11 protein-coding genes are annotated in these 14,782 nt (G+C 71.1%); 7 read left to right on the forward strand and 4 right to left on the reverse strand.

Annotation, left to right across the window (positions count from 1 at the left end):
- Positions 1-8 precede the first annotated feature (8 nt).
- A complete protein-coding gene (locus tag C8D87_RS03005) occupies positions 9-3,002 on the forward strand; it encodes a TIM-barrel domain-containing protein (protein WP_112225439.1) in 2,994 nt (997 codons plus the stop codon).
- Here the strand turns inward: C8D87_RS03005 and C8D87_RS03010 are convergent, their stop codons facing one another.
- Positions 3,003-3,704, reverse strand: a complete 702-nt coding sequence (locus C8D87_RS03010; protein ID WP_112225440.1) for a FadR/GntR family transcriptional regulator — start codon at positions 3,702-3,704, stop codon at positions 3,003-3,005.
- A 125-nt stretch (positions 3,705-3,829) separates the two neighbouring features.
- On the opposite strand from C8D87_RS03010, the gene C8D87_RS03015 reads away from it, so the two are divergent.
- Genes C8D87_RS03015 through C8D87_RS03025 form a run of 3 tightly spaced genes read left to right on the forward strand, consistent with a single transcriptional unit; the run spans position 3,830 to position 7,977 of the window.
- Entirely contained in the window at positions 3,830-5,107 is a 1,278-nt protein-coding gene (locus C8D87_RS03015) for an SLC13 family permease (protein ID WP_112225441.1), read from the forward strand.
- Between the two features lie 7 nt (positions 5,108-5,114).
- The gene (locus C8D87_RS03020) at positions 5,115-6,521 is read left to right on the forward strand and encodes an acyl-CoA synthetase (RefSeq protein WP_112225442.1); all 1,407 of its coding nucleotides are present in this window, start codon (positions 5,115-5,117) and stop codon (positions 6,519-6,521) included.
- Positions 6,505-7,977 (forward strand): carboxyl transferase domain-containing protein, encoded by a 1,473-nt coding sequence (locus tag C8D87_RS03025; protein WP_233441874.1) that lies wholly within the window; start codon positions 6,505-6,507, stop codon positions 7,975-7,977. Before C8D87_RS03020 ends, C8D87_RS03025 begins: the two co-directional genes overlap by 17 nt.
- Here the strand turns inward: C8D87_RS03025 and C8D87_RS03030 are convergent.
- The 3 genes from C8D87_RS03030 to C8D87_RS03040 form a co-directional block, all read right to left on the reverse strand.
- Positions 7,958-8,266: a hypothetical protein gene (locus C8D87_RS03030; RefSeq protein WP_146771608.1), complete on the reverse strand. Its 309-nt coding sequence runs from the start codon at positions 8,264-8,266 to the stop codon at positions 7,958-7,960. The two genes, C8D87_RS03025 and C8D87_RS03030, sit on opposite strands and share 20 nt — an antisense overlap.
- 132 nt (positions 8,267-8,398) lie before the next feature.
- Positions 8,399-9,871, reverse strand: a complete 1,473-nt coding sequence (locus C8D87_RS03035) for an amidase (protein WP_112225444.1) — start codon at positions 9,869-9,871, stop codon at positions 8,399-8,401.
- A gap of 16 nt (positions 9,872-9,887) precedes the next feature.
- Positions 9,888-10,823 carry a patatin-like phospholipase family protein gene (locus tag C8D87_RS03040; protein ID WP_112225445.1) on the reverse strand — a complete coding sequence of 312 codons (936 nt, stop codon included), beginning with the start codon at positions 10,821-10,823 and terminating at the stop codon, positions 9,888-9,890.
- Positions 10,824-11,062: 239 nt separating this feature from the next.
- Here C8D87_RS03040 and C8D87_RS03045 point away from each other — a divergent pair, with 239 nt between their 5' ends.
- From C8D87_RS03045 to C8D87_RS03055, 3 genes are read left to right on the forward strand one after another with little or no spacing between them, the layout of a single operon-like run.
- A complete protein-coding gene (locus C8D87_RS03045; RefSeq protein WP_112225446.1) occupies positions 11,063-12,673 on the forward strand; it encodes an ABC-F family ATP-binding cassette domain-containing protein in 1,611 nt (536 codons plus the stop codon).
- Positions 12,666-14,246, forward strand: coding sequence for an ABC-F family ATP-binding cassette domain-containing protein (locus tag C8D87_RS03050; RefSeq protein ID WP_112225447.1), 1,581 nt, complete (start codon positions 12,666-12,668; stop codon positions 14,244-14,246). Before C8D87_RS03045 ends, C8D87_RS03050 begins: the two co-directional genes overlap by 8 nt.
- A gap of 53 nt (positions 14,247-14,299) precedes the next feature.
- Positions 14,300-14,725 carry an effector-associated domain 2-containing protein gene (locus C8D87_RS03055; protein WP_112225448.1) on the forward strand — a complete coding sequence of 142 codons (426 nt, stop codon included), beginning with the start codon at positions 14,300-14,302 and terminating at the stop codon, positions 14,723-14,725.
- Positions 14,726-14,782 lie beyond the last annotated feature (57 nt).

Genomic DNA, 14,782 nt, shown 5'->3' on the forward strand with positions numbered 1-14,782 from the left:
GAGCACGGATGCGGAAACGCGCGACAGTCGCCCCCCTGCTGGCCCTGCTGGGGCTGGTCCTTCCCACTCCGGCAGCGGCCCAGCCGACCAACACGGTCGTGTCCGGGCAGGCCAGGTTCCAGGTCCTCTCCCCCACCCTCGTGCGCAGTGAGTACGCGGGAGACCGCAGGTTTGAGAACGCGCCCACTTACAACGTTGTAAATCGCACCGGCTTTCCCCGAACCCCCTATCGCACGCGGGTCGAAGACGGCTGGCTGATCATCACCACCTCGGCTCTGACCTTGCGTTATCGCGTGGACTCCGGGCCGTTCCGCGCGGACAACCTCGAACTGACGACCAACGGCACGACCGCGTCCCCGTGGCGGCGGGTGGTCTGTGCGACCGGTCAGCTCTGCGAGGCTGAAGACCAGCAACGAGAGGGCATGCTGGTCGCGCGGGAGCATCCCGGCCACACCGGCGCGGGCTTCGTGGCGGGTTTCTCCTACGCCAACAACGGGATCACTGCGACGGTCAGAGCCGCCGCCCCGGGAAAGCACCGGATCGCCGTCAAGTACGCGAACGGGCGTGGCGGTGACGGCAGGCACGAGAACCGCACGCTCAGCCTCAGCGTCGACGGCCGGTTCTCGCGGCAGATCACCTTGCCGGCGACAGCGGACTGGCGCGACTGGAAGCCGGCCGAGGCCGAGGTCGACCTGCCGGCGGGCGAACACCGCGTCTCGCTGACGAAGAACCTCACCGACTCGGGCAATGTCAACGTTGACAGCCTCGCGCTGCTCGGACTCGGCCAGCCGTACCCGGCCACACCGGACCGGGCGCTGGACGACTGCCGGTTCGGCACCACGTGCGAGGCCGAGAACGGCGCGCTCACCGGCGCGGCCGCCATCGCCGACGAGCACGCCGGCCACACCGGCACCGGGTTCGTCGCCGAGCTGGTCGGCGGGACCAAGCTCAGCCAGCGGGTGAGCGGTGTTCCGGCGGCGGGCACCTACACCGTGAACCTGCGCTACGCCAACGGTGTCGGCGGCGACGGCAAGCACGAGCCGCGAACCGTGCTGCTCAACGGGCAGGCGATCACGTTGCCCACGACGGCGAACTGGGCCACGTGGGCCACCACAGCCGCGCGGATCCCTTTGCCGGCAGGCACTTCCGACCTCGCCGTCACGTGTCCGGACACCGGCTGCCACGTCAACCTCGACACCATCGGCGTCAACGCCACCCAGCAGCACCTGGCCCTCGGCGGCTACCGGCGCTCGCTCGACGGCTACACCGGCAACAGCGGTGCCCCGCAGCTCTACCCCGGCCTGTTGTACCGCGACGGCTGGTACCTGCTGGACGACACGGGTTCCGCCTACGCCAACGGCACGCCGCGACCGGACCGTGGAGCGCAGCCGTACCAGGACGGCTACGTGTTCGGATATGGCCAGGACCACAAGGCGGCACTGGGTGACCTCGCGCGGCTGACCGGCGGGCCGAAGCTGTTGCCGCGCTGGGCTTTCGGCGTCTGGTACTCCGAGTACATCGACCGGACCGCCGCCGACTACCGCGACCGGATCCTGCCCGCGTTCCGGCAGCACGGCGTGCCGCTGGACGTGCTGGTGGTGGACACCGACTTCAAGGCGCACAACACGTGGAACGGCTGGCGCGTCGACACGAACAAGTTCCCCGACCCGCAAGGCTTCCTGGACTGGGTGCACGGCGAAGGGCTGCACAGCACGCTCAACATCCACCCGAGCATCCAGGGCAACGATCCGGACTTCCCGCAGGCTCAGGCCACCGCCAAGGGCAAGCTCGCGAAGGGGCAGGGTTGCACGGACTGTTACGTCTTCGACTGGGGCGACCCGGACCAGCTGCGCGCGTACATCGAACTGCACCAGAAGATGCCGACGGACTTCTGGTGGCTCGACTGGTGCTGCGACGGTTCGGGATCGTCGTTGCGCGGGGTCACGCCGGACTCGTGGATCAACGAGCAGTACGCGAAGCTCGGCGGGTTCGCGTTCTCGCGCGGCTTCGGGTCGTTGCAGGCGGGCGGCTACAGCGGATCCGGGCCGCTGCCGACCGGACCGTGGGCGGAGAAGCGCACCACCCTGCACTTCACCGGCGACACCTCGTCGACGTGGGGCGCGCTCAAGGCGACCATCGGCTACACCTCGGCCGAGGGGGTGTCGACCGGGATGTCCGCGATCAGCCACGACATCGGCGGGCACAACGACACCACCGGGCTACGCGGCTCGGAGACGTACCTCGACAACGGTCAGCTCCGCTACACCACCAAGCTGCCGGACGATCTCTACGCGCGGTGGGTGCAGCTCGGCGCGTTCCAGCCGATCACGCGGCTGCACAGCAACCACGGTGATCGCCTGCCGTGGCAGTACGGTCCGGCCGCGCAGGCGTCGGCGACCAAGTTCCTGAACCTGCGCGAACGCCTGGTGCCGTACCTCTACACGCTGGCGGAGCAGGCCAGCCGCACCGGAGTTCCCATGGTGCGCCCGGCTTTCATCGACCACCCCGGCAGCCCGGAGGCGTACTCCACCGTGGACACCCAGTTCCTGCTCGGCCCGGACGTGCTGGTCGCGCCCATCACGACGCCCGGAGACACCGGTGAGACGCGGGTGTGGTTTCCCCCGGGCCAGTGGACCGACTACTTCACCGGCCGCGTGTACCAGGGCAACACGTGGGCGACCGTCAGCGCGGGCTGGGACACCATGCCGGTGTTCCTGCGCGCCGGCGGAATGCTGGTCGAACGCACGAACAACGTCACCAACGACGTGCAGAACCCGACCGACGCGCTCACGGTGCACGTGACCGCCGGAGCGACGGGCGAGTTCACGTTGTACGAGGACAAGGGCCGCACCCGGATCACCCAGCACAAGGGCGTGATCACGGTGCAGCAGAGCAAGGTGTCCAAACGGGACTGGACGGTCGTCGTGCACAACGCCGACGGGTTGAGTCGTGTCGTCCGGGCGCCGGGAGTGCGTCAGCTGGCGGTGATCGACATCCGCTGATCAGTCCTCCGGCACCCAGTCCAGCAACCGCACCTTCGCGACCGTGCGGACGTGCTTGCGCATGGCGGCCGCCGCCTTCTTCGGATCGCCCGCGGCGATGGCCTCGTAGATCGCCGTGTGCTGCGCCAGCGAACGGGACGGGCGACCCGGCTGGCGCAGCGACTCGGTGCGGCTCTCGGTGATCTGGCCGGCGATGGTCTTCATGAAGTCGGCGAGCAACGAGCTGTGCGCGGCGGCGGTGACGGCGGCGTGGAAGCGGCGATCTCCTTCCACGCCGAAGTCACCGCCGGCGATCTCGTCGCGCATGAAGTCCAGGGCCTGGCGGATGTCCTCGAGCTCGGCGTCCGTGCGGCGTTCCGCGGCGAGCTCGGCGAGCTTCGTCTCCAGCGCCTCGCGCGCCTCCAGCACCTCCGGGAGGCGCTTGCGGCGTTCGACGAGCTGCTCGACCGGTTCGACGTCGAGGGTGTCGCGGACGAGGTAGGTGCCGCCGCCGTGACGTGCTTCGACGAGGCCCTGAACCTCCAGCACCACGATCGCCTGCTTCACCGACGCGCGGCTCACTCCGAGGCTCGCGGCGAGCTCGCGCTCGGCGGGCAGCTTGTCGCCCGCGCTCAGGCCCGCTTCGGCCACGTACGCGCGCAGGCGTTCGAGCACCTGCTCGTACAGGCGGGACTTGACCATGGGCCGCAGTGCCTCCGACATCGGTCCAGGATATCCGCTGAAGTGGCTCAGCCACTAGGCCACCTCTTGACAGCCGGTGGAGCGTGGGCGGAAAGTGGCTCAGCCACTTAGCCACCTCTGGGAGAGCCCAACGACGGGAGCCCTGCATGTCCGCCGAACTGATCTCCATACTCGTGCTGGTCGTGGTCTTCGTCATCGCCACGACCAGGTCGATCAACATGGGCGCGCTCGCGTTCGCCGCCGCGTTCGGCGTCGGCACGCTGGTCGCGGACATGAAGACCGACGACATCTTCAAGGGCTTCCCCGGCTCGTTGTTCGTCGTGCTGGTCGGGGTGACGTTCCTGTTCGCCATCGCGCGGGCCAACGGCACCACGGACTGGCTGGTGCACCTGGCGATCCGGCTGGTGGGCGGGCGGATCGCCCTGATGCCGTGGGTGATGTTCGCGATCACCGGCGTCCTCACCGCGATCGGCGCGGTGAGCCCGGCGGCGGTCGCCATCGTCGCGCCGATCGCGATGGGCTTCGCCGCGAAGTACAAGATCAGTCCGCTGCTGATGGGCGTGATGGTGGTGCACGGCGCGCAGGCCGGCGGCTTCTCCCCCATCAGCATCTACGGCACGATCGTCAACGGCATCGTGGCCAAGGAAGGCTTACCGGGCAACGAGATCGTGCTGTTCCTGGCGAGCCTCGTGGTGAACCTGCTGATCTCCTCCGTGGTGTTCGTGGTGTGCGGCGGCATGAAGCTGGCCCGGCACCCCGTCGCGGCACCCGCGCTCGTCCACGCGGGCGGTGGAGGAACCGCGGACGACGCCGAGGACCCGATCACGCTGACCGCGCCGCGCATCGCCACCCTCGTGGGGCTGGCCGCGCTCGTCGTGGCGGCGCTGGTGTTCGACCTCGACGTCGGCCTCGCCGCGATCACGGTGGCGGTGCTGCTCAGCGTGGTGTGGCCGGAGACCTCCAAGCAGGCGATCACCCAGATCACCTGGCCGACCGTGCTGCTGATCTGCGGCATCCTCACCTACGTCGCCGTGCTGCAGACGATGGGCACGATCAAGTGGGCCGGCGACTCGGTCGCGGGCGTCGGTGCTCCCCTGCTCGCCGCCCTGCTGATCTGCTACATCGGCGCGATCGTGTCCGCGTTCGCCTCGTCGGTCGGCATCATGGGCGCGCTGATCCCGCTCGCCGTGCCGTTCCTGCTGCAGGGTGAGGTCAGCGCGGTCGGGCTGATCGCGGCGCTCGCGGTGTCGGCGACCGTGGTCGACGTGAGCCCGTTCTCCACGAACGGAGCGCTGGTGCTGGCCGGTGCGCAGGACGTCGACCGCGACAAGTTCTTCAAGCAGCTCATGGTTTACGGCGGGATCATGGTCGCGGCAGCGCCGCCGCTGGTCTGGCTCGCCCTCGTCGTCCCCGGAATCTGGTGAGCCCGTGATGTTCCCCTTGTCCTCCGACCGCGTCGCGCTCCGCTTCGGCGACCGCACCCTCACCCACACCGAGCTCGCGTCCTGCGCGGGAGCCCTGGCACGCGAGTTGTCCGGGCTGCCCCGCGTGGCGATCTGGGCCACGCCGTCGATCGAGACGTGCGTCGCCGTCGTCGCGGCTCTGCTCGCCGGGGTGCCCGCCGTGCCGCTCAACCCGAAGGTGGGCGAACGCGAACTGGCGCACATCGTGGCGGACAGCGCGCCCGCCAACGTGCTCGCAGCACCGGGAGCGCGGTTGCCCGAAGGACTGCAGTCGGTGCCGCGGCGGGACGTCACGCTCGACGTCTCGTCGGACGAGCCGTTCGCGGAGCCGGATCCCTCCTCGCCCGCGCTGATCGTCTACACCTCGGGCACCACGGGAGCGCCCAAGGGCGTCGTGCTGCCCCGCCGGGCGATCGTGTCCACACTGGACGCCGTGGCCGAAGCGTGGGAGTGGACCTCCTCGGACGTGCTGGTGCACGCGCTGCCGCTGTTCCACGTGCACGGCCTGATCCTCGGCGTGCTCGGCCCATTGCGGCGCGGTGGCACGCTGCACCACCTGGGCAAGTTCTCGACGACCGCGTTGACCGAGGCGCTGGACGGCGACGGCACGATGATGTTCGGCGTGCCGACGATGTACCACCGCATCGCGGAGGAGGTCGGCTCGAATCCCGGCCTCGCTCGCGCGCTGCGCTCGGCACGGCTGCTGGTGTCGGGCTCGGCCGCGTTGCCCGTGCGCGACCACGAGCGGATCGCGGCGGCGACCGGCCAGCGGGTGGTCGAGCGCTACGGCATGACAGAGACGCTGATGAACACCAGCGTGCGCGCCGACGGCGACCGCCGTCCCGGTACCGTCGGCGTGCCGCTGCCGGGGGTCGAGGCCCGGCTCGTCGACGACAACGGCCAGACCCTGGAAGAAGCCGGTGCGGTGGGCGAGATCCAGGTCCGCGGGCCGAACCTCTTCACCGAGTACCTGAACCGCCCGGACGCCACCGCCGAGGCGTTCGCGGACGGCTGGTTCCGCACCGGCGACGTCGGCACGCGCGACCCCGACGGCTACTACCGGATCGTCGGGCGCAAGGCCACGGACATCATCAAGAGCGGCGGCTACAAGATCGGCGCGGGCGAGATCGAGAACGCCCTGCTGGAACACCCGGGAGTCGCCGAGGTGGCGGTGACCGGCGAACCCGACGACGACCTGGGCGAGCGGATCATCGCCTGGGTCGTGCCCGCCGGCCCCGCGCCCGACGAACGGGAGCTCGCCGACCACGTGGCCCGCCTGCTCACCCCGCACAAGCGGCCGCGGCTCGTCCGGTTCGTGGAGTCGTTGCCGCGCAACGACATGGGCAAGGTCGTGAAGCGTGCGCTCCGGGCCTGAGCCCGCCCGCGCGCTGATCGGGCGGCTGGCGTCGGTGTTCACCGAGCTGCCTGATCCGGAGGTGGCCTCGGGATCGGGCAGGCTCGGGTGGGGCGACGTGCCGGCCGCCGCCGGGTGCTCGAGTGGCGGTCCTCTTGACCGCGCCGGTCACGACGACACCTCAACCACCGCCACCACCACACACGACCGCTCCAGCCACACCGACACACCCACCACCGCGCACGACGGCCCCCTCGGCTGGCCCGGCTACGACGACCAGCTGGCCCAGGCCACCGAGCGAACCGGCGAACGCGAGTCCGTCGTGTGCGGCATCGCGGAAATCGGCCGCGTCACCGCGATGGTCGTGGCATTCGAGTTCGGCTTCTTCGGCGGCTCGCTGGGAACCCGCACCGGCGCACGCATCGAGCAGGCGTTCGAGCGGGCCCGCGCGCTGCGGCTGCCGGTGGTGTCGCTGGTCAGGACCGGAGGCAGCCGGATGCAGGAGGGCACGCCCGCCTTGCTGCAGCTGCAACGCATCGCGCGCCAGCTCGTCCTGACGCGTGAGGCGGGGCTGCCGCACATCGCCGTGCTGCGCGACCCCACCACCGGTGGCGGCTGGGCGACGCTCGGGGCCGGCGCCGACGTCGCGCTGGGCCTTCGCGGTGCCCAGGTCGGGTTCGCCGGGTCACGGGTGCGGCCGCCGGGATACTCGGTGACCCAGCAGTTCGCGGCCGGTCTGGTCGATCAGCTCGTGCCGCCGGACGAGCTGCGGGTCCGGCTGGAACGCTGGCTGCGGCTGCTCACCCCGGCCGAGCTCGAGCCCGCTGCCGTGCCGGCGGCGCTGGGATGTGCGGAGTTGCCGGACACCGGCTGGGACGCGGTGCAACGCGCCCGTGCACCGGACCGGCCGCGTGCCGCCGCTTACCTCGCGGCCTACTTCGACTGGCACGAGCCGGTCAGCGGAGACCGTTGCGGCGGCGTCGATTCCGGTGTGCTGTGCGGGTTCGGGCAGCGTTCCGGCACGACGATCGCGTACGCCGCGCAGTGCGGCACGGCCACGCGGCCGGCCGGGTTTCGCACGGCGGCGCGCCTGGTGCGGCTGGCCGACCGGCTCGGGATCCCGGTGCTGACGCTCGTGGACACGCCCGGCGCGGCCAACGACGCGGCCGCCGAGAAGGCGGGTGTCGGAGCGGCCATCGCGGACATGTTCACCGCGGTCGCGGCCGCTCAGGTGCCGGTGACGACGCTGCTGATCGGCGAAGGCGGGTCCGGTGGAGCACTCGCGTTCGCGGCGCCCGGCCGGTTGTGGGTCACGCCGGACAGCTACCTCGCGGTGATCTCGCCCGAGCTCGCGGCGGCGATCCTGAAGCGCGATCCGTCGCGGGTGCGGGACACCGCCGACCAGTTGCGGCTGCGGCCGCAGGACCTGGTCGAGCTCGGGATCGCGCGCGGAGTCGCTAGGCCGCGGGAACGGTGAACACCCGCAGGAACGTGTCGAGCAGCTTGCGGCGGCAGCTCACGTCGACCCGCCCGCTCTTCGCCGCCCGCACGATCGCGCGGTAGGAGGCCAGCTCGTCGTCGGCGAGGTTGGCCGTGATGACCAGATCCGGCTTGCCGGGGTGCGGACCGACACCGGTCTCGAGCTTGCCGTCGGTCAGCACGGCGTGCAGCGCGAAGTCGCGCGCGTGGATCTCCCAGCTCGCGGCCACGGCAACGGGTTTCGGCGTGGTCACCGCGGTCGTCGGCCTGTCCGGTGCGGTCCTCACCGTCCGCGAGCGGTGACCCACCTGCCCGGCCTGGGCGACAGCACGGGCATGGTCATAGCCGCCCTGGGGCAGGCCGATGCGATCCGGGGCACGGCAGTCCCGCGGATGACGAACATCGGCTGCTGCGCGTCCTCAGCGAATGACCGCCACCTTCTCCGACCACGGCAGCGCTTCCTCCAGCTGGGCCGCGAGCCGGATCAGCAGCGACTCGCCCGCGAGCGGCGCGACGAACTGCACGCCCAGCGGCAACCCGTCCGCCGTCCAGTGCAGCGGCAACGAGATCGCCGGACGCCCCGTCAGGTTCGCGAGCTGCGTGTACGGGACCCAGCCGAGGTTGTCGGAGATCATGTCGTCGAGGATCTTCGTGTAACGCAGGAGATGGGCCGTGCGGGTCTTGAGCAGCACGTCGGTCGCCCGCCGCAACGACTGCGGCAGGTCGAACGCGCCGACCTCGGGAGGCGGGGTGGCGAGCGTCGGCGTGAGCAGCAGGTCGTAGGACTCGAAGAACACGCTGAGTCTGCGGGTGTGCTCGTGCCGCCGGTGGACGGCGTCCACGTAGTCGACGGGGCTCGTTGCCCGTCCCAGCGCGGCCATGAGCAGTGTGTCGCGCTCGAACGCGATGTCCGGCGCCTTGGACACCCGCTTGGCGTCGGCGACCTTCCAGGCGAGGTTCACGAACCACTGCAGCAGGAAGTCGCGGGCGAGCGCGGCGTCGTCGAACGGCGCCTCCGGCAGTTCCTCGACCTGGTGGCCGAGATCGGTCAGCACCCGCACGGCGTTCTCGACGGCCGCGTACGCCTCGGCGTGCGGCTTCGGGGTGATCGCGGACGGCACCCGCACGCCGATCCGCAGCTTGCCCGGACTCTCGCCGACGCACGACGCGAACGACGCTTCCGGCATAGCGGGCGAGAACGGCCCGAACGGCTCGCCGCCGCAGATGACGTCGAGCATCGCGGCCGTGTCCCGCACGGTCCGCGACACGACACCCTGCACCGCCGCGCCGTGCATCATCTCTGCGGTCTCCGGGCCGAACGGGGTGAGCCCGCGGCCCGGCTTCAGCCCGACGAGCCCGCAGCACGCCGCGGGAATCCTGATCGAGCCGCCACCGTCGTTCGCGCCGGCGCACGGCACGATCCCCGCGGCGACCGCGGCCGCCGATCCGCCCGACGACCCGCCGGGCGTCCGCTCCAGGTCCCACGGGTTGCGCGCGGGTCCCCAGGCGAGCGACTCGCTGATCGCCTTCGCGCCGAACTCCGGCAGGTTGGTCTTGCCGAAGATCACCAGGCCCGCGTCGAGCCAGCGCTGGACGACGGTCGAGTGCTCGGCGGCCGGATGCGCCTTCAGCGACCGGGACCCGTTCGACGACGGCAGGCCCGCGTAGTCCTGGCCGAGGTCCTTGATCAGGAACGGCACCCCGGCGAACGGGCCGGTGAGGTCGTCCGACGGCTCGGCGGGAACGTCCCTGACGATCGCGTTGATCCGCGGGTTGACCGCGGCGGCACGGTCCCGCGCCGCCGTCAGCAGTTCAGCCGCGGACACCTGCCGGTCCGCGACCAGCCGGGCCAGCCCGGTGGCGTCGTACTTCCGGTACTCGTCGAAGTCCACGCGATCAAAGTAACCGCTATCGGGGCTCCAGGACGCAGGTCGCCAGTTCGTTCATCGCTGCCCGGTCGCCGGTGTCGACGACGGCGCGCAACACGTCGGGACGTCGTTCGGTGCGGCCGACGCGCAGGCTGCCGAGGGGCGGGCGGATCTGCAGGCACGCGGGATGCGACGCGAGCAGGTCCTCCTCCTCGAGGCGGATCTCCAGGTGACGCAGCCAGGTCTGCGCGACTCCCGGCGCGTGGCGGGCGAACCACCGCGTCAGCACGATCCGTTCGCCGCGGGACGGGGCGGACGGGATCTCGTCGCTCCGGCGCGTGCGCAGGGCGACGATGTGCGTGGCCTTCTGGGCGAGTGCCGTCCGCACGCCGAACGACTCGCTCAGGCCCGCGTCGACGTACGGGCGGCCTTCGATCACGACGGGCCTGCCGGTGAGCAGCGGCATCGCGGTCGACGCCCTCAGCGCGGCCTGCAGGCTCGGGATGTCGTGGATCAGCGGGTGCAGGTCGGCCGGCTCACCGGTGCGGGCGTCGGTGGCGATCGGGTGGAACTCGACGGGGTTGTCGAGGATGTCCTGGAAGCCCATCGGCATGACCCGGGTGTAGACGGTGTGGATGAGGTGCTGGGTGTCCACGACCGGTTGCCGGCGGAAGGCGCGCATCGGGTTGATCGTCGTCCGCATGACTCTCGGGTCCCACCACGCGTGTTTGGTGCTCTCGGCACGGCCGCACAACAGCCACGCGCCGTTCAGGGAACCCGCCGAGCTGCCGTAGACCGCGTCGAACGTCGGCAACAGGCCGAGTCGCTCGATGGCGACGGTCATGCCGCTCGAGTAGGCACCGCGTGAGCTTCCACCTTCGATCAGCAGCACCAGGCGCGCGTCGTCGGTTCGCTGTCCTGGAGTGCTTCGGTGCTGCACGCGGTCGCGCAGCAGCTGTAGAACGGCGTCGGACACCTGTCCCCCTTCGTGCGAGTGCGAGCAGTACCAGTGTCCCCCGCCGAATTGCGCGGTGCTGCTAACGTGGAAGAGAGATCAACGCCTCGACGAGGAGCTCGACGTGCTGCTGGTGGGTGAAGACGACATCTCAGGGTGAGCCCGAGATGTGACAGGCCATCGCTCGTGATGGCCGTTTCGTCGTCCCCTTTTCCACTCGCGCGATCGGTTCGCGCGCAGCACATCCCGAGGTTTCACCCATGCCCGACGCAGGCATCGTCGTGTCCGCCCTGTCCTTCGCCTGGCCCGACGACACCCCGGTGTTCGACGGCCTCTCCGTCACGGTGCCCAGCGGCCGCACCGGTCTCGTCGCCCCGAACGGCGCGGGGAAGTCGACACTGCTCAAGCTCATCGCGGGAACGCTGACGCCCACCGGTGGCAGCGTGTCCGTCGACGGCGTGCTCGGCCACCTGCCGCAGGACCTCCCGCTGACCGCGGAGCTGACCGTCGCCGAGGTGCTCGGCGTGGCGGACGTGCTGCGGGCGATCGCGGCCGTCGAGTCCGGTGACGTCGACGAGGAGCACTTCACCGTCATCGGCACCGACTGGGACCTGGAGGAACGCACCCGCGCCCAGCTCGACCGGCTCGGGCTCGGCGACCTCGCGCTCGACCGCAGGCTCGGCACGCTGAGCGGCGGGCAGATCATCTCGCTCGGGCTCGCGGCCCAGCTGCTCAGGCAGCCGGACGTGCTGCTGCTCGACGAGCCGACCAACAACCTCGACCTGGAGGCCCGGCACCGGCTGTACGACGTCCTGGACGACTGGCGCGGGTGCCTGCTCGTGGTGAGTCACGACCGCGCGCTGCTCGACCGGATGGACCGGATCGCGGAGCTCGACGGCGGCGAGATCCGGTTCTACGGCGGCAACTTCAGCGAGTACGAGGAGGCCGTCGCCGCCGAACGCGAGGTCGCGGAGAAGAACATCCGCAGCGCCGAGCAGGAGGTCAGGCGCGAGAAGCGGGAGATGCAGCAGGCTCGCGAACGCGCGGCCAGGCGGGCGAGCAACGCGCAGCGCAACCTCTCCAGCGCCGGTCTGCCGCGGATCTTCGCCGGCAACATGAAGCGCAACGCCGAGGTGACCGCGGCCAAGGCCGACGGCACGCACGCGGCGCGGCTCAGTGCCGCCAGGACGCGGCTGGACCAGGCCGAACGGGCGTTGAGGGACGAGCAGAAGATCAGCCTGGAGCTGCCGCAGACCGCCGTGCCGGCCGGCCGCACGCTGTTCCTCGGCACGGGTCTCCGCGTCCGTGACCTGTTCGACGGTGTGGACCTGGCGATCCGGGGTCCGGAACGCATCGCGCTGGCCGCCCCGAACGGTGCGGGCAAGTCGACGCTGCTGCGCGTCGTCCACGGGTCGCTCGCACCGGACAGCGGCGAGGTGAAGCGCGCCGACGGCCGCGTCGCCTACCTGTCGCAACGGCTGGACCTGCTCGACGACGCCCGCACGGTGGCCGAGAACCTCGCCGCGTTCGCCCCGGCCCTGCCACCGGCGGAACGGATGAACCTGCTGGCGCGCTTCCTCTTCCGCGGCCCGCGGGCCCACCTGCCGGTCGGCGTGCTGTCCGGCGGCGAACGGCTGCGGGCCACGCTGGCGTGCGTCCTGTTCGCCGAGCCCGCGCCGCAGCTGCTGTTGCTCGACGAGCCCACCAACAACCTCGACCTGATCAGCGCAGGTCAGCTGGAAAGCGCGCTTAACGCGTACCAGGGCGCGTTCGTCGTCGTGAGCCACGACGAACGGTTCCTGAACGAGGTGAGGATCGACCGCCGGCTGCGCCTGGACAACGGCAAGCTGCTGGAGGCCGGCAATGGCTGAGGCCGCGCTGGTCGCCTCCGAGCTGGTGCGCGTCTTCGGCGACCGGCGGGTGCTCGACGGGGTGTCGCTGACCGCGGCACCCGGCAGGCGGATCGGGCTGATCGGGGAGAACGGTGCCGGCAAGTCGACGCTGCTGCGGCTGCTCGCGGGCACCGACCAGCCCGACGGTGGCACCGTGACCCGCCCGCACGATCTGGGTTTCCTGCACCAGGAGATGCCTTACGCGGAGTCCGCCACGGTCGCCGACGTCGTCGACGACGCGCTCGCGGAGGCACGGGCGGACCTCGCCGAGCTGGACCGCCTCGCATCGTTGCTCGCCACCGAAGACGTTTCAGCCGCCTACGCGGAACGACTCGAACTGGCGCAGCGGCACGAGGCCTGGGACGCGGACCGCCGGGCCGGGATCGTCCTCGCCGGCCTCGGTCTCGCCGACGTGGCGTGGGAACGCCGGCTCGGTTCGCTCTCCGGTGGCGAGCGCCGCCGGCTCGCGGTCGCCGCGCTCGTGGTCCGCAGGCCGTCGGCGTTGCTGCTCGACGAACCGACGAACCACCTCGACGACGCCGGGGCCGAGTTCCTCGCGGAGCGGCTGCGGGAGCTGCCCGGCACCGTCGTGCTGGCGAGCCACGACCGGGCGTTCCTCGACGCGGTGTGCACGGACCTCGTCGACCTCGACCCCGCGGTGGACGGCCCGGTCCGGTTCGGCGGCACCTACAGCGAGTACGTGCGGCACAAACGCGCCGAGCGCGGGCGCTGGGAACGCCGTCACCTCGAAGAGCAGGAAGAGCTCGCCGAGCTGCGCGAGTCGCTCGGCATCACCGCGCACCGGGTAGCGCCGAACCGCGCGCCGCGGGACAGCGAGAAGATGGGCTACGGCGTCCGCGCCAACCGCGTGCAGAGCCAGATCTCCCGCCGGGTCCGCAACACCACGCGCCGCATCGAGGACCTGCAACGCCGCCGCGTGCCCGCTCCCCCGCACCCGCTGAGCTTCACCCCCGACGCGCTGACGTCGTTCGCCGAGGACGAGCTTCTGGTGTCACTGCGACAAGTCCACGTGTCCGGACGCCTCGAGCTCGACCACCTCGACGTGCGCGACGGCACGCGGCTGCTCGTGACCGGCCCCAACGGCGCGGGCAAGTCGACCCTGCTGCTGGTGCTCGCCGGTCAGCTCCAGCCGCCGGGCGTGCTGCGGCATCCTCGGCTCCGCGTCGGCCTGCTCGCCCAGGACACCGAGTTCGCCAACCCGCGCCTCACCCCGCGCGGCACCTACGGCCGGGCGCTCGGCGCCGAACGGGTCGCGCGGGTGCCGCTGGAGTCGTTGGGGTTGCTGCACAAGCGGGACCTGGGCAAACCGGTCGGCGCGCTGTCGGCGGGCCAGCGACGCAGGCTCGCGCTCGCGCTGCTCGTAGCTGATCCACCGCACCTGCTGCTGCTCGACGAGCCCACCAACCACCTGTCGCCGACGCTGTGCGACGAGCTGGAGGACGCGCTGGGGGCGGGGCCGGGCGCGATCGTGCTCGCGAGCCACGACCGGTGGTTGCGGCGGCGGTGGGAAGGCAGGGAGATCAGCCTCTGACCGGCCACAGTGGACAGTCGCGCACCGGCGGGAGCTGTGCCAAGCTGCGAGACGTGACCGAGCCCGAAGAGCCGCCCACCCACCGCAACGAGATGAGCGGATCGGCTCAGAACGTGGTGCAGGCCGGCACGGTTCACGGCGGGATCCACGTCTACGGGTCGAGCACACCTCCCCGCCCGCCAGACTCCGGTGACGCGTTCACGGCCGTCGTCAACGCGCTGCTGGAGGTGCCTTCGGTGCGTGACGAGTCGAGCCGCAAGCTTGTCCTGGCGAGATTGCGACGGGAGATCGCCGAGGCGGTGCCGCACCACCAGCGCGCCCGGCTGCACGTGATCGAGCTGGTGCGCACCTGCCAGGACTACGACGGCGGTCTCGACGATCTGCTGCGTGTGCTGCGGGAATTGGAAGGCGAGTCCAATCCGGTGCGCCGTTCGGAGGAAGCCGTGCGCGCACTGGTGGACGACAGTCCGCGAATTTGATTGCGGTCTGTAATACACGACGGTGACAAACCGACACCCTGAGGGCGGGCGATCGCT

The organism is Lentzea atacamensis, from assembly GCF_003269295.1.
Classification (GTDB): domain Bacteria; phylum Actinomycetota; class Actinomycetes; order Mycobacteriales; family Pseudonocardiaceae; genus Lentzea; species Lentzea atacamensis.

What these genes read in the sequence shown, in the direction of transcription:
- C8D87_RS03045 (WP_112225446.1), top strand. Translation starts at nt 11,063, where the DNA reads ATGCCCGACGCAGGCATCGTCGTGTCCGCCCTGTCCTTCGCCTGGCCC.
- C8D87_RS03005 (WP_112225439.1), top strand. Translation starts at nt 9, where the DNA reads ATGCGGAAACGCGCGACAGTCGCCCCCCTGCTGGCCCTGCTGGGGCTG.
- C8D87_RS03050 (WP_112225447.1), top strand. Translation starts at nt 12,666, where the DNA reads ATGGCTGAGGCCGCGCTGGTCGCCTCCGAGCTGGTGCGCGTCTTCGGC.
- C8D87_RS03015 (WP_112225441.1), top strand. Translation starts at nt 3,830, where the DNA reads ATGTCCGCCGAACTGATCTCCATACTCGTGCTGGTCGTGGTCTTCGTC.
- C8D87_RS03020 (WP_112225442.1), top strand. Translation starts at nt 5,115, where the DNA reads ATGTTCCCCTTGTCCTCCGACCGCGTCGCGCTCCGCTTCGGCGACCGC.
- C8D87_RS03010 (WP_112225440.1), bottom strand. Translation starts at nt 3,704, where the DNA reads ATGTCGGAGGCACTGCGGCCCATGGTCAAGTCCCGCCTGTACGAGCAG.